13 protein-coding genes are annotated in these 16,640 nt (G+C 74.4%); 9 read left to right on the plus strand and 4 right to left on the minus strand.

Translation table 11 applies throughout. The annotated features are described in order from the left end of the window. Window positions 1-116 precede the first annotated feature (116 nt). Both dapA and FE251_RS05110 read left to right on the plus strand, forming a co-directional pair. Window positions 117-1,016 carry a 4-hydroxy-tetrahydrodipicolinate synthase gene (gene dapA, locus FE251_RS05105; protein WP_139073597.1) on the plus strand — a complete coding sequence of 300 codons (900 nt, stop codon included), beginning with the start codon at window positions 117-119 and terminating at the stop codon, window positions 1,014-1,016. Beyond that, a complete protein-coding gene (locus tag FE251_RS05110; RefSeq protein ID WP_139073596.1) occupies window positions 1,013-2,698 on the plus strand; it encodes a ribonuclease J in 1,686 nt (561 codons plus the stop codon). Before dapA ends, FE251_RS05110 begins: the two co-directional genes overlap by 4 nt. On the opposite strand, the gene FE251_RS05115 is transcribed toward FE251_RS05110, so the two are convergent. After that, window positions 2,673-3,284, minus strand: coding sequence for a TetR/AcrR family transcriptional regulator (locus FE251_RS05115; RefSeq protein ID WP_139073595.1), 612 nt, complete (start codon window positions 3,282-3,284; stop codon window positions 2,673-2,675). The two genes, FE251_RS05110 and FE251_RS05115, sit on opposite strands and share 26 nt — an antisense overlap. Before the next feature lie 79 nt (window positions 3,285-3,363). Here FE251_RS05115 and FE251_RS05120 point away from each other — a divergent pair, with 79 nt between their 5' ends. Together FE251_RS05120 and FE251_RS05125 are read left to right on the plus strand one after the other, a co-directional pair. Further along, a complete protein-coding gene (locus FE251_RS05120; protein ID WP_139073594.1) occupies window positions 3,364-3,774 on the plus strand; it encodes a hypothetical protein in 411 nt (136 codons plus the stop codon). Window positions 3,775-3,890: 116 nt separating this feature from the next. Further along, window positions 3,891-6,518 (plus strand): DNA translocase FtsK, encoded by a 2,628-nt coding sequence (locus FE251_RS05125; RefSeq protein ID WP_139073593.1) that lies wholly within the window; start codon window positions 3,891-3,893, stop codon window positions 6,516-6,518. A 12-nt stretch (window positions 6,519-6,530) separates the two neighbouring features. Here FE251_RS05125 and FE251_RS05130 read toward each other — a convergent pair whose 3' ends face one another. Then, window positions 6,531-7,826, minus strand: a complete 1,296-nt coding sequence (locus FE251_RS05130; protein WP_139948157.1) for a CapA family protein — start codon at window positions 7,824-7,826, stop codon at window positions 6,531-6,533. Between the two features lie 66 nt (window positions 7,827-7,892). On the opposite strand from FE251_RS05130, the gene pgsA reads away from it, so the two are divergent. The 3 genes from pgsA to FE251_RS05145 all read left to right on the plus strand — a co-directional run bounded on the left by pgsA (window position 7,893) and on the right by FE251_RS05145 (window position 9,444). Then, a complete protein-coding gene (gene pgsA, locus FE251_RS05135; protein ID WP_176554791.1) occupies window positions 7,893-8,498 on the plus strand; it encodes a CDP-diacylglycerol--glycerol-3-phosphate 3-phosphatidyltransferase in 606 nt (201 codons plus the stop codon). Further along, complete coding sequence (locus tag FE251_RS05140) at window positions 8,495-8,998, plus strand: CinA family protein (protein ID WP_139948158.1); 504 nt, start codon at window positions 8,495-8,497, stop codon at window positions 8,996-8,998. Before pgsA ends, FE251_RS05140 begins: the two co-directional genes overlap by 4 nt. 137 nt (window positions 8,999-9,135) lie before the next feature. Next, on the plus strand, window positions 9,136-9,444 hold the full coding sequence (locus FE251_RS05145; RefSeq protein ID WP_230976556.1) for a helix-turn-helix domain-containing protein: 309 nt from the start codon (window positions 9,136-9,138) through the stop codon (window positions 9,442-9,444). 73 nt (window positions 9,445-9,517) lie between these two features. On the opposite strand, the gene FE251_RS05150 is transcribed toward FE251_RS05145, so the two are convergent. Next, the gene (locus FE251_RS05150) at window positions 9,518-10,303 is read right to left on the minus strand and encodes a DNA-formamidopyrimidine glycosylase family protein (RefSeq protein ID WP_139948159.1); all 786 of its coding nucleotides are present in this window, start codon (window positions 10,301-10,303) and stop codon (window positions 9,518-9,520) included. Beyond that, a complete protein-coding gene (locus tag FE251_RS05155) occupies window positions 10,296-14,993 on the minus strand; it encodes an ATP-dependent helicase (RefSeq protein ID WP_139948160.1) in 4,698 nt (1,565 codons plus the stop codon). The genes FE251_RS05150 and FE251_RS05155 overlap by 8 nt, the downstream gene beginning before the upstream one ends. An 87-nt stretch (window positions 14,994-15,080) precedes the next feature. On the opposite strand from FE251_RS05155, the gene FE251_RS05160 reads away from it, so the two are divergent. Continuing rightward, window positions 15,081-15,311: a DUF3046 domain-containing protein gene (locus FE251_RS05160; protein WP_139948161.1), complete on the plus strand. Its 231-nt coding sequence runs from the start codon at window positions 15,081-15,083 to the stop codon at window positions 15,309-15,311. A 218-nt stretch (window positions 15,312-15,529) separates the two neighbouring features. Further along, a complete protein-coding gene (gene recA, locus FE251_RS05165) occupies window positions 15,530-16,573 on the plus strand; it encodes a recombinase RecA (protein ID WP_139073585.1) in 1,044 nt (347 codons plus the stop codon). The last annotated feature ends 67 nt before the right edge of the window (window positions 16,574-16,640 follow it).

Below are 16,640 nucleotides of genomic sequence, written 5' to 3' on the forward strand. Positions count from 1 at the left end.
GCAGGTTATCGCGGACACGGGACGCCCCCCCGCCGCCCGCCCCCACGGGCGCGCGGCCCGGGCCGCCGGGTGGACGAGCAGGAGCGTCGTGGCGCCGGAGCGGTACCGTCTTCCCCATGAATGCTGCCGTGCCCACGCGCACCTTCGGCTCCGTGTCGGTGGCGATGATCACCCCGTTCCACGCCGACGGCTCCGTCGACGTCGACACCGCCCAGCAGCTCGCCGTCGACCTCGTCGACGCGGGCTGCGACAGCCTCGTCGTCAACGGCACGACCGGTGAGTCCTCGACCACCCACCAGCCCGAGAAGGACGCCGTCGTGCGCGGCGTCGTCGAGGCGGTGGGGGACCGCGCGATGGTCATCGCCGGCGCCGGGTCCAACGACACCGCGCACGCCGTCCGCATCGCCAGGAGCGCCGAGGCCACGGGGGCGCACGGGCTCCTCGTCGTCACGCCGTACTACAACCGGCCCTCGCAGGCCGGCGTCCTCACCCACATCCGCACGATCGCCGACTCCACCGGCCTGCCGGTCATGCTCTACGACATCCCCGGTCGCACCGGCGTGGCGATCGGCGACGACGCACTCGACCGGCTCGCCGAGCACCCCCGGATCCTCGCCGTCAAGGACGCGACCGGGGACGTGCAGCACGGCTTCGAGCGCATGGCCCGCACCGGCCTGGAGTTCTACTCCGGCGACGACGGGCTCAACTTCGCCTGGCTCGCCCACGGCGCCTCCGGGGTCGTGTCCGTCGTCGGCCATCTCGCTGCCGGCGCCTACGCCGAGATGGTCGCCGAGGTCGACGACGGCGACCTCGTGGCCGCGCGTGCCGTGGCGAACCGCGCGCGCGGGCTCGTCAATGCCATCATGGGAGGCGGACAGGGCACCGTCATGGTCAAGGAGGCGCTGCACCTGCAGGGCCGGCTGCCGAGCCCTGCCGTGCGGCTGCCCCTCGTGCGCGCCGCCGAGAACGAGATCACGGCACTGGAGACAGTGCTGCGCCAGGAAGGACTTCTGTGAGCCACCCCCACCCCGACCTCACACCGCCCGGACCGCTGCCCGCAGGAGCGCTGCGCATCGTCGCCCTCGGCGGGCTCGGAGAGGTCGGCCGGAACATGGCCGTGCTCGAGTACGAGGGCCGGCTGCTCGTCATCGACTGCGGCGTGCTCTTCCCCGAGGACGACCAGCCCGGCGTCGACCTCATCCTCCCGGACTTCGACTACATCGCCGACCGGATGGGCGACATCGAGGCGATCGTCCTCACCCACGGCCACGAGGACCACATCGGCGCCGTGCCCTACCTCCTGCGGCTGCGCCAGGACATCCCGCTCGTCGGCTCCCGGCTCACCCTCGCGTTCATCGAGGCCAAGCTCAAGGAGCACCGCATCACGCCCACCACCCTCGCGGTCAAGGAGGGGCAGGTCGAGCGCTTCGGCCCGTTCGAGACGGAGTTCGTCGCGGTCAACCACTCGATCCCCGACGCGCTCGCGGTCATGGTCCGCACCGGGGCCGGCAACGTGCTCCACACCGGCGACTTCAAGATGGACCAGCTCCCGCTCGACGGGCGCATCACCGACCTGCGCGCCTTCGCCCGGCTGGGGGAGGAGGGCGTCGACCTGTTCATGACGGACTCGACGAACGCCGAGGTCCCCGGCTTCACCACCGCCGAGGCCGAGATCGGCCCGGTGCTCGACTCGGTCTTCGCCGCCGCCGAGCAGAAGATCGTCGTCGCCTCCTTCGCCTCCCACGTCCACCGGGTCCAGCAGGTGCTCGACGCCGCCTACACCCACCGGCGCAAGGTCGCCTTCGTCGGGCGCTCGATGGTCCGCAACATGCGCATCGCCGCGGACCTCGGCTACCTGCAGGTCCCCGAGGACACGATCGTGGACATCAAGCAGGTCGACGACCTGCGCGACGACGAGCTCGTCCTCATGGCGACCGGCTCCCAGGGCGAGCCGATGGCCGCGCTCAGCCGGATCGCCAACCGGGACCACCGGGTCTCCGTCGGTCCGGGCGACACGGTGATCTTCGCCTCCTCGCTCATCCCCGGCAACGAGAACTCCGTCTACCGCGTGATCAACGGGCTGACCCGTCTCGGTGCGAAGGTCGTCCACCAGGCCAACGCCCGGGTCCACGTCTCGGGCCACGCGAGCGCTGGTGAGCTCCTCTACTGCTACAACATCGTCCGGCCGCGCAACGTCATGCCGGTCCACGGGGAGATCCGCCACCTCGTCGCCAACGGCGCGCTGGCCGTCAAGACCGGCGTGCCCGCCGAGCGGGTCGTGCTGGCCGAGGACGGCGTCGTCGTCGACCTCGTCGACGGCCGGGCGCGGATCGTCGGAGCCGTGCCGAGCCGCTACGTCTACGTCGACGGCTCGAGCGTCGGGGAGATCACCGAGGCCGAGCTCAAGGACCGGCGGATCCTCAGCGAGGAGGGCTTCATCTCGATCTTCGCCGCCGTGGACTCCGCGACCGGCGCCGTCGTCGCGGGCCCGCACATCCAGGCCCGCGGGATGGCCGAGGACGAGTCGGTCTTCGACGCGATCCTCCCCAAGGTCGCCGAGGAGCTCACCAAGGCCGCGCGTGGCGGCACGACCGACGTCCACCAGCTCCAGCAGGTCATGCGCCGCATCGTGGGCCGCTGGGCCTCCAGCCGGCTGCGCCGCCGCCCGATGATCATCCCGGTGGTCGTCGAGGCGTGACCTCGGTGCCGGGCCCCGGGTCGGGGGCCCGGCGCGAGGCGAGGAGCGCCTCCCGGTAGCGGGCGTCGCGCTCCTCGCGGCCGCCCGGCAGCAGGCCGGCGAGCTCGAGACTCACCAGCCCGTGGGCCAGCGCCCACAGGCGCAGCGCGAGCTCGTCGGCGTCCGGGACGCCGGGGACACGCGCGACGGCCTCGCGCAGCACCCGGAAGGTCGGCTGAGCCGTCGTGGGGGCCGCGGCGCCTCCCTGCTCCGGGGCGGGCCCGAACATCACCCGGTAGAAGTGCGGGTTGGCCAGCGCGTTGTCGCGGTAGGCCAGGCCCAGCGCGAGGAGGTCGGCACCGGGGTCCGCGCTGCGGGGGACCGCCGCCAGGTGCTCGGCGAAGCGCCGGAAGCCCTCCTCGACGACGGCGGCGACCAGCCCGTCGCGGCCGCCGAAGAGGGTGTAGACGGCTGCCGTCGTCGTGCCTGCCTGCGCCGCCACCGTGCGCAGGGACAGTCCGGCGCTGCCCCGCTCGGCGACGGCCGCGGAGGCGAGCTCGACGAGGGTGGCGCGCAGGGCGGCGTCATGGGGGCGTGGTCGGGGCACGAGCCGGAGTCTAGGGCGTTGACAGCCATCCGTCTAACACTGTTAGATAACGGTGTTAGACCAATCAGGGGGGTCCATCGTGCTCGAGCTGTCACCGGCAGCCCTCTCGACGGCGGGCGTCGCGGTCCTCGCGGCGGTCACCGTGACGAGCGGCGGCTACTTCATGATCAAGGTGGCCACCGCGAAGGTGCCCGCCACCCCGTTCCAGACGTCCTTCTTCCGCGCCGGCCACGCGCACGCGGGCGTGTTCGTCATCCTGGGTCTCGTCTGCCTGCTCCTCACCGAGGCGACCGGTCTCACCGGGGGCTGGGCCTGGCTGGCGCGGACGGGGGTGCTCTGTGCGGCGATCCTCATGCCCGCGGGGTTCTTCCTCTCCGCCGTGGGCCGGGGCCGGGAGCGGCCCAACCGCCTCGTCATCCTGCTGCCCGTCGGCGCCGTGCTCCTCGTGGCAGGGCTCCTCACCCTCGGCGTGGGGCTGCTCACGGCCTGACCCGCCGAATGCGGGCGGATCCGGTCCCCGTCGCGTGTCCACCGGGTGCGCGGGCGTGCCGGTGTGGTTCAGTTGACCCGCAGGTGCGTCCACGACGCACCGCTTGGAGGACACACATGGCGACCCGTACGACTTCCCCCGCACGGTCCGCCCGGTCCGCCAGGCCGAGCGGGAGCTCGGCGGCGCGTTCCGGTGGACGGTCGAGTCGCGCCCCCAGCCCACCACGATCCCCGTGGCCGGTCCGGATGGTGCGTGGGCTGTGGTTGGGCCTCGCCCACGTCATCGGAGGGACCCTGCGTCGAATGGGAAGTGGTGCTCGCGGGCTGGACCCCGCGCTCCGCAAGGACGGGGTGGCCCTGCTGCTGCTCGCGCTCGCGGTCGTCGTCGCCGCCCGGGAGTGGTTCGGGCTGTCCGGTGCCGCCGGGACGGCCATCCACGCCGTCACCGCCGGGAGCGTCGGCGTGCTCGCCGTCCTGCTTCCCCTCGTCCTCGTCGTCCTCGCCGTGCGCCTCATGCGCCACCCCGAGCGGGGCGAGGACAACGGCCGGGTGACCATCGGGCTGTCGATCGCCGTCGTCGCCGTCACCGGCATCATCCACGTCGCCCGCGGGGTGCCCAGCCCCACCCAGGACTTCCCGGCCGTGCAGGACGCCGGCGGCGTCGTCGGCTGGCTCGTCGGGACCCCGCTCACCGTCCTGCTCAGCGAGTGGGTCGCGATCCCGGTTCTCGCCATCCTCGGTTTCTTCTCGGTGCTCATCATCACCGCCACCCCGATCGCGGCCATACCGCGCAGGCTCGCCGCCCTCACCGGCCGGGAGCGGGCGGCGGCCGAGCACCCGCCTGCCGAGGAGGAGGTCACCGCCGGCCGTCCGCCGAAGCCGCGCCGTCGCCGCGCCAAGCAGGCCCCGGAGGTCACCCCGGGGGAGTACCAGGCCGACGAGGCGTTCGTCCGGGCTGCGGAGACCGAGGCCCCCGCCGCCCCCGACGCCACGACCGTCCTGCCCCGCAAGGGACGCAAGCGCTCCGCCCCTGCGCCCGAGCCGGAGCCGGAGCCCGTCGAGGAGGAGCTGCTCGCCCCGCCGACGACGCCGCTGCCGGCGCGCGCGGAGCAGCTCGAGCTCAGCCCCGACATCGTCTACCAGCTCCCGGCCGACGACGTCCTCGTCAAGGGCGCGCCGCACAAGGTGCGCTCGGCCGCCAACGACCGCGTCGTCGAGGCGCTGAGCAACGTCCTCGAGCAGTTCGAGATCAACGCCAAGGTCACCGGCTTCTCCCGGGGCCCGACGGTCACCCGCTACGAGGTGGAGCTCGGCGCCGGGACGAAGGTCGAGCGCGTGACGGCGCTGAGCAAGAACATCGCCTACGCCGTCGCCAGCGCCGACGTCCGCATCCTGTCCCCGATCCCCGGCAAGTCGGCGATCGGCATCGAGATCCCCAACGCCGACCGCGAGACCGTCGCCCTGGGCGACGTCCTTCGCTCCTCGGCCGCCCGGCGCACCGAGCACCCCCTCGTCATGGGCGTGGGCAAGGACGTCGAGGGCGGCTACGTCGTGGCGAACCTCGCGAAGATGCCCCACCTGCTCGTCGCGGGCGCCACCGGCGCCGGGAAGTCGAGCTTCGTCAACTCGATGATCACCTCGATCATGATGCGTGCCACCCCCGAGGAGGTGCGCATGGTGCTCGTGGACCCCAAGCGGGTCGAGCTGACGATCTACGAGGGCATCCCGCACCTCATCACCCCGATCATCACGAGCCCGAAGAAGGCCGCCGAGGCGCTGGACTGGGTCGTGCGGGAGATGGACGCCCGCTACGACGACCTCGCCGCCTTCGGGTACAAGCACATCGACGACTTCAACGCCGGGGTCCGCTCGGGCAAGGTCAAGCCGCTGCCGGGCAGCGAGCGCAAGATCTCGCCCTACCCCTACCTCCTCGTCGTCGTCGACGAGCTCGCCGACCTCATGATGGTCGCCCCGCGTGACGTCGAGGCCTCCGTCCAGCGCATCACCCAGCTCGCCCGCGCCGCCGGCATCCACCTCGTGCTCGCCACCCAGCGCCCGAGCGTCGACGTCGTCACCGGCCTCATCAAGGCGAACGTGCCCTCGCGGATGGCGTTCGCGACGTCGTCCCTCGCGGACTCGCGCGTCGTCCTCGACCAGCCCGGCGCGGAGAAGCTCATCGGCCAGGGGGACGCGCTGTTCCTCCCGATGGGCGCCCCCAAGCCGATGCGCGTCCAGGGCGCCTGGGTCACCGAGTCGGAGATCCACGCCGTCGTCGAGCACGTGAAGTCCCAGCTCAAGCCGAACTACCGCGACGACGTCATCGTGGCGGCGGCGAAGAAGCAGGTCGACGAGGACATCGGCGACGACCTCGACCTCCTGCTCCAGGCGGCCGAGCTCGTCGTCACCTCCCAGTTCGGCTCGACGTCGATGCTCCAGCGCAAGCTCCGCGTCGGCTTCGCGAAGGCCGGGCGGCTCATGGACCTCCTCGAGTCCCGCGAGATCGTCGGTCCCTCCGAGGGCTCCAAGGCGCGCGACGTCCTCGTCCAGCCCGACGACCTGCCGGCCACCCTCGCGATGCTCCGCGGGGAGGACGTGCCGCCGTCGGGCGACGACGTGCCCTACGACGTCGCGGCGGAGGTCGACCCGACCACCGTGCTGCCCACCGGCGACGCGCCGCTCGCCGAGGACTACTACGACGACGACACCGCGTCCGACGAGGACGCCTGGCACCTCACCGGCCGCTGACGCCCCGCCGGCTCAGCGATCCGTGCGGGGCAGGACCCGCGGGGGCGGGCCGGTGGGCTGCGGGGGCTCGGTGCGCTCGGTCGCGGCGTCACCGACGACCTCGAGCACCTGCTCGTAGCGGCTGCTGATCTGCCCCTCGGACAGGGTCAGGCCCTCGGGCCGCGCGCCGGCGAGGAGGTCGGACAGGACGTACAGCCGCTGCGCGCCGACCCGGTCGACCGTCACGGCGGTCCACTCCATCGACTCCACCCGGGCGGGCCCGTCGAACGGTTTGACGACGGTGGCCAGGGCGAGCAGGCCGGTGGCGGTCTGCGGCACGCAGCACCGCTCGTCCTGGTTGGAGATGAAGTTGCCCAGTCCGTAGGCCACCCACATCCCCTCACCGCGCGGGCCGCCGGGGAGCCGCTCGATGGGCTGGGGCACATGGGCGTGGTGGCCCAGGACGAGGTCGACCTCGCCCGACGCGGCGAGCGTCTCGGCCAGGCTCACCTGGTCCGGGTGGGGGGTGCCGCTGTACTCGCTGCAGCAGTGGATGCTCGCGACGACGAGGTCCGCACCCTCCGCCCGCGCCTCGGCGGCCATCCCCAGGAGCCGGTCGGCGTCGATGAGCTCGACCGCCCACGGGCTGTCCGCGGGAACCGGCAGGCCGTTGGTGCCGTACGTCGCACCGATCTGCGCCACCCGGATGGTCTGGCCCTCGCGCTCGAGCTCGTACCACTGGGCGCTGTCGGCCTCCTCCTCGCTGCGCGCGGTCCCCACGTGCCCCAGCCCGGCCGCGTCCATCGCGTCCAGGGTGTGCTCAAGACCGGCCATCCCGCGGTCGAGGCTGTGGTTGGTCCCCGTCGAGCAGCCGTCCCAGCCGAGCCTCGCGAGGTCGGCGGCGAGCTCCTCCGGCGCCCCGAACATCGGGTAGCCGCTCGGTGCCGTGCCGGGCGGGGCGAGCGGGACCTCGAAGTTGCACAGCGCGAGGTCCGCGCCCCGGGTGTACTGAGCCGTCGCCTCCATCATCGGGACGAAGTCGTACCCCTCACCCGTCTCGGCCGTCCGGATCACGGTGGTGTGGGGCAGGACGTCGCCGCCGCCGACGATGGTGAAGCGGGCGTCCGGCGGCGGCTCGGGCGTGGGGGACGGCGTCGGCGTGGGGGCCGAGGTCTCGGTCGCCGTCGGCGTCGGGTCGGCAGTGACCGTGGGCTCGGTGTCCCAGGGGCGAAGCAGCGCCGCGAGGACGAGGACGGCGGCGACGACGGCGAGGCCCAGCACCGCCCAGACGGACGGGCCGCGGCGGGAGGGGTGGGCATGGCGCGCCATGCCGCAGAGCGTACTGGCCGGGGTGCGGGATGCCGTCCACCTGTCCGGGGACCGTACCCTGGTGTCATGCCGACCGACACCCACGGGACCCAGCACGTCCCGCTGTGGAACCTGGCGAACGTCCTCACGATGGTCCGCGTGGCCCTCGTGCCGGTCTTCGCCGTGCTCATGCTGGGTGACTCGACCACGCAGCGCGTGCTGGCCGCGGTCGTCTTCCTCCTCGCCGCGGCGACCGACAAGCTCGACGGCTACATCGCCCGCAGCCGTGGTCTCGTGACGAACTTCGGCAAGATCGCCGACCCGATCGCGGACAAGGCGCTCGTCATCGCCGCGCTCGTGCTCCTGTGGGCCGAGGGGACGATCCCGTGGTGGGTGCCGGTGATCATCATCGTGCGCGAGCTCGGCATCACCGCGCTCCGCTTCGTCATGGTGCGTCGCGCCGTCATGGCCGCCTCCAACGGCGGCAAGCTCAAGACGGTGCTCCAGGTCGTCTTCATCGCCGCCTACCTCGTGCCGTGGGAGGCCCTGCTGCCGCAGGGTGCCGCCGACGTCGTGCTCCTCGTCGCCTGGTGGGTCATGCTGCTCGCCGTCGTCGTCACCGTGGTCACCGGTCTGGACTACGTGCTCCGCGCGGTCCGGATCGCGCGCGCCCCCGCACCCGGCGCCCCGTGACACCCGCCGGCGACGTCGTCGGCCGGCTCCGTGACGCCGGCCTCACGGTGGCGACGGGGGAGTCCCTCACCGGAGGGCTGGTGAGCGCGGCGCTCGTCGACGTGCCCGGCTCCTCGCGTGTGGTGCGTGGCGGGCTCGTCGCCTACGTGAGCGAGCTCAAGGCGCAGCTGCTCGGGGTGGACCGCGCACTGCTCGCGCGAGGTGGCGCGGTGCAGGCGGAGGTGGCCGCCCAGCTCGCCACCGGGGCCGCGCGCGTGTTCGGGGCGGACTGCGGGCTGGGGACCACCGGCGTCGCCGGCCCCGGCCCCGACGAGGGTCACCCGGCCGGGACGGTCTTCGTCGCCGCGAGCCTGGCCGGAACCGTGCGGGTGCGGCGTCTTCGCCTGTCCGGCACGCGTCCGCTCGTGCGGCGGGCGAGCACCGCGGCGGTGCTCGCCCTCCTCGTCGGGCTGCTCGAGGACCGGGAACAAATTGCTTCGGGCCGGAGTTGGAGCAGGTGATGACACACCACATCCATGGCGGCACCGTGCTCGGGCCGCCCAACCGCCCAGCGAGACGGCTCCCGTCCCGGCCCGCGCCCTCGCCTGCGCCGGGGTACCGTAAGGCAAACCACGGCGAGCGACAGGAGGTGGCCCCGGTGATCGTCCTACGACGCGAGATCGGTGACGTACTTCGGACGGTGCGACAGCACCAGGGCCGCACACTGCGTGAGGTCTCCTCTGCAGCGCGCGTCTCCCTCGGCTACCTGAGCGAGGTGGAGCGCGGCCAGAAGGAGGCGTCCTCCGAGCTGCTCGCCTCCATCTGCACCGCCCTCAACATCCCCATGTCCTTCGTGCTGCGCAAGGTCAGCGACCGCATCGCGGTCGCCGAGGGCGTCCACGTCCCCGACACGGTGCCCGAGGAGCTCGTCTCCTCGCTCCGCAAGGAGCTCGCCGGCGTCGCCTGACACCCGCGCGACCCACTCAGCCCCCGACCGGCTCCGGCCGTCGGGGGCTGAGTCGTGCCCGGGTCGTTGCCGCTCAGCGCGGCTGGCAGGCAGGGCAGTAGAACGCCGGGCGCTCCTGGCCCGGCGGGCCCACCCGGAGCTCGGCGATCGGGGTGCCGCAGCGCCGGCAGGGGCGCCCGCGCCGGCCGTGGACGTGGCTGGTGCGCCCGGGGGCGCTCTCCCCGGTGGCGGTGGGCAGCGGAGCGTCCGCCGAGCGGAGCATGAGGGCGCGGGCGGTCGCGCACAGCGCCTGCGCCTGGTCGACGTCCCGCGCGGGGCGCAGCGGGTGGACCCGGTGGGCCCACAGGGACTCGGCGAGGTAGAGCGTGCCGATCCCGGCGACGACGGTCTGGTCGAGCAGGACGGCGCCGATCGGGCGGTCGCCCTGTGCGCGGACACGCTCGCCGCACTCGGCGAGGTCGACGCCGTCGGCGAGGAGATCGGGGCCGAGGTGGCCCACGAGGAGGTGCTCGTCCCGCGTGCGCACGAGGTCGACCATCCCGAGCAGCCGTCCAACGCACGTCCAGCGCTCGGTGCCGAGCACCGCGCGGACCCGGGGCGAGCGGTCGGCGCCGCGCTCCTGGCCGGCGCGGGTGATCCACCAGCTGCCGTCCATGCGCAGGTGCGTGTGGAGCGTGCGGCCGTCGTCGAGGCGGGTGAGCAGGTGCTTGCCCACCGGCTGGTTGCCGAGCACCACCCGTCCGGCGAGGTCGGTGTCCCCGAGGCGGCCCCAGCGCAGCTCGCCGCGGACCAGCCGCTGGCCGGCGAGCACCGCGTCCATCCGCCGGGCCACCCGCAGGACGATGTCCCCCTCAGGCACGTGCTGCTCCGTCCGCCGCGCGCCGGGCCGGCCCGTCCTCACGGAGCCGCAGGCCGCGGGGGGTGGCGAAGAAGCCCGCCTCCTGGAGGGCGGCGCGGACCGGGCCGCCGGCGCCGAGCGCGGGCTCACCGTCGACCCGGTGGAGGGTGAGACGGCCGAGCGTCCCGCGTGCGGCGGTGCGGGCGAGCTCGCCGGCCGCGACCTCCAGGCGGGCGGGGTCGGTGGTGAAGGAGAGCAGGGTGCGCCCGCCTCGCTCGACGTAGAGGCACAGCTCGCCGCCGACGAGGACGACGACCGAGCCCGCCGCACGGCGCGGGCGGGCGCCCTCCGCCGTGGCGTCGGGCCAGGGGAGCGCGGCACCGTACGGGTTGGCCGGGTCGGTCGCGGCGAGGAGCAGAGGCGTGGGCGAGGCGCGCCGGGCGGCGTCGCGCAGCAGGTCGACGCACTCGGGGAGGGCGAACTGGGCCGCGCCCAGCCCTTCGACGAGGTAGCCGCGGCGGACCTTCCCGGCGTCCTCGAGCCGGGTGAGCACGGGGTAGGCGGTGGCGAATCCGCCGGGGAGGTCCTCCAGGCCGACCGCGCCCCGGGTGAGCACGCCGTGCCGCTCGAGCAGCGCCGCGACCTGCGCGAGGACGGCCGTGGCGTTCCCGCCGGCGCGGGGGACGAGGGACCAGCGCCCGGCCGCGGCGGGCGGTAGCGGCCCGCCCGGCCTGGACCCGGCGGCCGCGGCGACGAGCGAGCGACGCCGGGAGAGCGCGCCGCTGGCCCGAGGCGGCCGGCGCGCGGAGTGGTGGGCCGGGCGGCCGCCGGAGAGCCGGGCGCGGACGGGGGCGAGGGAGTCGTTGGTCACGTGGCCGCCCCAGGCGAGCTCCCACAGCGCGTCGAGCACCCGGTCGGTGCTCACCATGGCGTCCTGCTCGCGGCAGGCGGCGAGCAGCTCGCGGAAGAACTGCCCGCCCCCGGCGAGCACCTCGAGGAGGGTGTGCTGGAGCGGGTCGTCCGCCACCTCCTGGGCGGGAGGCAGCAGCTCGGGGCTGTCGGCGGGGGCGAGCACGAGGTAGCCGTCGACGCCGGGCAGCGCGCCGGCGCCGCACCACAGGACCTCACCCGCGGTGGTGAGCTCGTCGAGGAGCGCGCCGCGGTAGCCACTGACCCGCGCCGGCAGGACGAGGGACTCCAGGGCGGAGGCCGGGACCCTGGCCCCGGCGAGCTGGTCGACCACCGAGGCGAGCGCCGCGGGGCCGCTGCCGGCGGTGGCGACCTGCTGCCAGCGTGGGAGGAAGGCCCCGAGGGTGGTCGCCGGCACGGCCTCGACCTCCGCACGCAGCACGGCGAGGCTGCGGCGGCGGATGCGGCGCAGCACCTCGGCGTCGCAGTACTGGTCGCCGGTCTCCGAGCCCGGGCGCAGGCGTCCGGTGACGAGGGCGGAGGCCGCCGTCAGCCGCCGCAGGACCGGGGCGATCGCGGCGGTCCCCAGCCCGAGGTGGGCGGCCGGCTCCTCGGCGCGGAAGGGGCCGTGCGTGCGGGCGTAGCGACGGACGAGGTCACCGAGCGGGTCGGCGACGGGCTCGAGCACGCCCTCCGGCAGGCCGACGGGCAGGGCCACCCCGAGGGCGTCACGCAGCCGGCCGGCGTCCTCGATCGCCGCCCACCGTTCCTGGCCGCCGACGGTGACGCGGATGACGCGCCGGGCCGTCTCGAGCTCGGCGAGCCACTCCCCGGCGGACGTGGGCGGGGCGCACCGGGCGGCGACGTCGGCGCCGGTGACCGGACCGAGGCGGCGCACGAGGTCGGCGACGGCCTCGAGGTCGCCGGCGGGGTGGCGGCGCAGCCCCACCTCCTCCTCGATGTCCGCCAGGGCGGTCGGCTCGAGGAGGTCGGCGAGCTCGGTGGCACCCGGGCCGATGAGCTCGGCGAGCAGGCGCGGGTCGAGGGTGAGGGCGGCGGCGCGGCGTTCGGCGGCGGGGGCGTCGCCGTCGTAGAGGAACTGCCCGACGTAGCCCATGAGCAGGCTGCGCGCGAAGGGTGAGGGGGTGGGGGTGGAGACCTCGACGACGCGCAGGTCGCGCCGGGCCACCTGCGCCATGACCTCGGCCAGCGCCGGGGTGTCGAAGTCGTCCTGGAGGCACTCACGAACCGCCTCGAGCACGATGGGGAAGTCGGGGTGGTCGACCGCCACGCCGAGCAGCTGGGCGGCGCGGTGGCGCTGCTGCCACAGCGGCTGGCGGCGGTCGGGGCGCCGGCGCGGCAGGAGGAGCGCGCGGGCGGCGGCCTCGCGGAACCGCGAGGCGAAGTGCGCCGAGCCGGCGAGCCCCTCGACGACCAGGCCGGTGACCTCGTCGGGCTCGAGGAGGAGGTCCTCGGCAGCGATCGGCAGCTCCCCGCCCTCGGGGCCGACGTCGGGCAGGCGCAGGACGATGCCGTCGTCGGCCGGCATGGCGGCGACGTCCATCCCGAGCCGCTCACGCAGCCGCGCGGACAGCACGAGCGCCCACGGGGTGTGGACCCGGGAGCCGAAGGGGGAGTGGATGACCACGCGCCAGTCGCCGAGCTCGTCGCGGAAGCGCTCGAGGACGATCGTGCGGTCGTCGCTCAGGTGGGCGTGCTCGCGCTGCTCGTACAGGTAGCCGAGGAGGTTGTCCCGCGCCCACTCGTCCAGGCCCTGCGCCGCGAGCCTGGCGTGCGCCTCGTCGGTGGGCAGCGCCGCGGTCGTGCGGACGAACGCGCCCAGCGCCCGGCCGAGCTCGACGGGCCGCCCGGGGGAGTCGCCCTTCCAGAACGGCAGCCGCCCGGGCTGGCCGGGGGCGGGGGAGACGAGGACCCGGTCGGGGGTGATGTCCTCGATGCGCCACGTGCTCGACCCGAGGGTGAAGGTGTCGCCGACGCGCGACTCGAAGACCATCTCCTCGTCGAGCTCGCCCACCCGGCGCCCGCCCCGACCCGCGGAGGTGACGCCGTCGCCGTCCTGGGTCGCGGTGGCGGCGAGGAAGACGCCGTACAGGCCACGGTCGGGGATGGTGCCCCCGCTCGTCGTCGCCAGCCGCAGCGCGCCCGGCCGCGCGGTGAGCGTGCCCGCGGCGCGGTCCCACACGACGCGCGGACGCAGCTCGGCGAACTCCTCGCTGGGGTAGCGGCCGGAGAGCATGTCGAGGACCGCGTGGAGGGAGGCGTCCCCGAGTGACTCGAACGGGGCGCTGCGCCGCACGAGGGCGGCGAGCTCGTCGACCGACCAGTCGTCCACGGCGAGCATCGCCACGACCTGCTGGGCGAGGACGTCGAGCGGGTTGCTCACGACGTGCAGCGCCTCGATCGCCCCCTCCTGGGCCCGCACGGAGGTCACCGAGGACGCGAGGAGGTCACCGCGGTGGGTGGGCAGGACGACGCCGCGGGACAGCGCCCCGACCTGGTGCCCGGCCCGCCCGATGCGCTGGAGCGCCGAGGCCACCGACGGCGGGGCACCGACCTGGACGACGAGGTCGACCGTGCCCATGTCGATGCCGAGCTCGAGGGTGGAGGTGGCGATGACGGCGGGCAGGGTGCCGGACTTCAGCGCCGTCTCGATGCGGGTGCGCTCCTCGCGGCTCATCGAGCCGTGGTGGGCCCGGGCGAGCTCTCCGTCGGCGGCCGGCGAGGCCGTCCCCGACTGCCCGGGGACCTGGGCGGCCCAGGCGTCGGCCGAGCTCGCGGGCCCGCTCTCCGCGTCGGCGGGCCGGGTGCGCTCGGCCCAGACCTCGTTGACCCGTGCGGCGAGGCGCTCGGCTCCGCGCCGTGAGTTGGCGAAGACGATGGTCGAGCGGTGGGTGGTGATGAGGTCGACGAGGCGTTCCTCGACGTGCGGCCAGATCGAGGCGCGGTGCGGTCCGGGCAGGCGGCCGGCGGCGGAGCCCGACAGGTCCGGCTCCGCCGCGGGCTCGCTCGGTGCCTCGGGCAGGTCGGACAGGTCGGGGACGGGGACGACGACGTCGATCTGCAGCTCCTTGGCGACCTCCGGGCGCACGATGCGGACCGGGCGACCGCCCTCGTCCGGGGTGCGGGCACCGGAGAGGAAGCGCGCCACCGCCTCGACCGGACGCACCGTGGCCGAGAGCCCGATCCGCTGCGCCGGGCGCGGCAGGAGGGCGTCGAGCCGCTCGAGGGTGACCGCGAGGTGCGCCCCGCGCTTGGTGCCGGCCACGGCGTGGACCTCGTCGAGGATGACCGTCTCCACCCCGCGCAGCCCCTCGCGCGCTGCGGAGGTGAGGACGAGGTAGAGCGACTCCGGGGTGGTGATGAGGATGTCCGGCGGCCGGGTGGCCAGGGCGCGGCGCTCCGCGGGTGGGGTGTCGCCCGTGCGCACGCCCACCGTGACGTCGCGCAGCGGGGTGCCGGATGCGGCCGCCGCCCGGGTGATGCCGACGAGGGGGGAGCGCAGGTTGCGCTCGACGTCCGCGGCGAGGGCCTTGAGCGGGGAGACGTAGACGACACGGGCGCGCCGCTCGGGCGGGGGATCCTCCCCGGTGAGGAGGCGATCGACCGACCACAGGAACGCCGAGAGCGTCTTGCCCGAGCCGGTCGGGGCGACGACGAGGGCGTGGTCCCCGGCGCGCACCGCCTCCCAGGCGCCGGTCTGGGCGGCGGTGGGCGCGGCGAAGGCGCCGGCGAACCAGGCGCGCGTCGGGGCGGAGAACCCGGCCAACACGTCTGCCACCATGGCCCTCATTGTGCAGGTGAGGTCCGACACGCACGCCCCGAGCCCTCCGGTGCGCGCCCTCACGGGCCGCCGTGGCACCCTTGTGCGGTGAAGCACTCGGAGTTCCGGCAGGCGCTGGAGGACACCTTCGGCTCGGCGTACGGCCGCACCCTCGCCGCCGAGCTCGTCCTCGTGCCGCTGGGTAACCGGACGGCCGCCCAGGCGCTCGCCGACGGCCTCGCGCCGCAGCAGGTGTGGGACGCCGTGTGCCAGGAGATGGAGCTCGGTGAGCTCGTGCGCTGGCGCCACCGCGGGACGCTGGACCCGAAGCGTCGCTGACCCCGCGTGTCGCGTGCGGTCGAACACCCGTTCGGTCTAGGCTGGTCCCCAGGGAAGGACGGGTCGCGGGTCTCCACAGTCGGGAGGGGCCGCGACCCGGATGTCGGTGGTCGGGCATAGCCTCCCCAACAGGTAGCCGTCCGGAGAGGGCGGGCCCTGGAAGACCAGCCCTGTTCCGCCCGGCCGGCGCCCGGCCGACTGACCCAAGGAGAACTCACATGGCCGCTCCCGTAGCAGACCGCAGCAAGGCCCTGGAGGCCGCGCTCAGCCAGATCGACCGCCAGTTCGGCAAGGGCTCGATCATGCGGCTGGGGGACGACACCCGTCCGCCCGTCGCCGTCATCCCCACCGGGTCGGTGGCCCTGGACGTCGCCCTCGGCATCGGCGGACTGCCCCGCGGGCGCGTCGTCGAGATCTACGGCCCGGAGTCCTCCGGCAAGACGACCGTCGCCCTCCACGCGGTGGCCAACGCGCAGCGGGCCGGCGGGATCGCCGCCTTCATCGACGCGGAGCACGCGCTGGACCCGGAGTACGCCAAGAAGCTCGGCGTCGACACCGACGCCCTCCTCGTCTCCCAGCCGGACACCGGTGAGCAGGCGCTGGAGATCATGGACATGCTGATCCGCTCCGGCGCGATCGACATCGTCGTCATCGACTCGGTCGCCGCGCTCGTGCCCAAGGCCGAGATCGAGGGCGAGATGGGTGACTCCCACGTCGGTCTGCAGGCGCGCCTCATGTCCCAGGCGCTGCGCAAGATCACCGGCGCGCTGTCCGCCTCGGGCACCACCGCGATCTTCATCAACCAGCTCCGCGAGAAGATCGGCGTGTTCTTCGGCTCGCCCGAGACCACCACCGGTGGCAAGGCGCTGAAGTTCTACGCCTCGATCCGGATCGACGTCCGCCGCATCGAGACCCTCAAGGAGGGCGCCGTCCCGGTGGGCAACCGCACCCGGGCCAAGATCGTCAAGAACAAGATGGCCCCGCCCTTCAAGCAGGCCGAGTTCGACATCGTCTACGGCCAGGGCATCTCGCGCGAGGGTGGCCTGCTCGACCTCGGCGTCGAGCACGGCATCGTGCGCAAGTCCGGTGCCTGGTTCACCTACGAGGGCGACCAGCTCGGCCAGGGCAAGGAGAACTCCCGTCGCTTCCTCAAGGACAACCCCGAGCTCGCCGAGGAGATCGAGAAGAAGATCCTCGACAAGCTCGGCATCGGCAAGTCCGCCGAGGCGAAGGACGGCGCGGAGGCCGAGGTCGACTTCTGAGCCCCGCACGTCGCTCCGGTGGCCGGGCGCCTGAGCCCCCGGCCACCGGCGCCGCCGCCGAGGACCG

Origin of the sequence: Georgenia wutianyii (genome assembly GCF_006349365.1) — a bacterium.
Taxonomy (GTDB): Bacteria; Actinomycetota; Actinomycetes; order Actinomycetales; family Actinomycetaceae; genus Oceanitalea; species Oceanitalea wutianyii.

What these genes read in the sequence shown, in the direction of transcription:
- dapA (WP_139073597.1), top strand. Translation starts at nt 117, where the DNA reads ATGAATGCTGCCGTGCCCACGCGCACCTTCGGCTCCGTGTCGGTGGCG.
- FE251_RS05125 (WP_139073593.1), top strand. Translation starts at nt 3,891, where the DNA reads ATGGCGACCCGTACGACTTCCCCCGCACGGTCCGCCCGGTCCGCCAGG.
- FE251_RS05130 (WP_139948157.1), bottom strand. Translation starts at nt 7,826, where the DNA reads ATGGCGCGCCATGCCCACCCCTCCCGCCGCGGCCCGTCCGTCTGGGCG.
- pgsA (WP_176554791.1), top strand. Translation starts at nt 7,893, where the DNA reads ATGCCGACCGACACCCACGGGACCCAGCACGTCCCGCTGTGGAACCTG.
- FE251_RS05155 (WP_139948160.1), bottom strand. Translation starts at nt 14,993, where the DNA reads ATGGTGGCAGACGTGTTGGCCGGGTTCTCCGCCCCGACGCGCGCCTGG.
- recA (WP_139073585.1), top strand. Translation starts at nt 15,530, where the DNA reads ATGGCCGCTCCCGTAGCAGACCGCAGCAAGGCCCTGGAGGCCGCGCTC.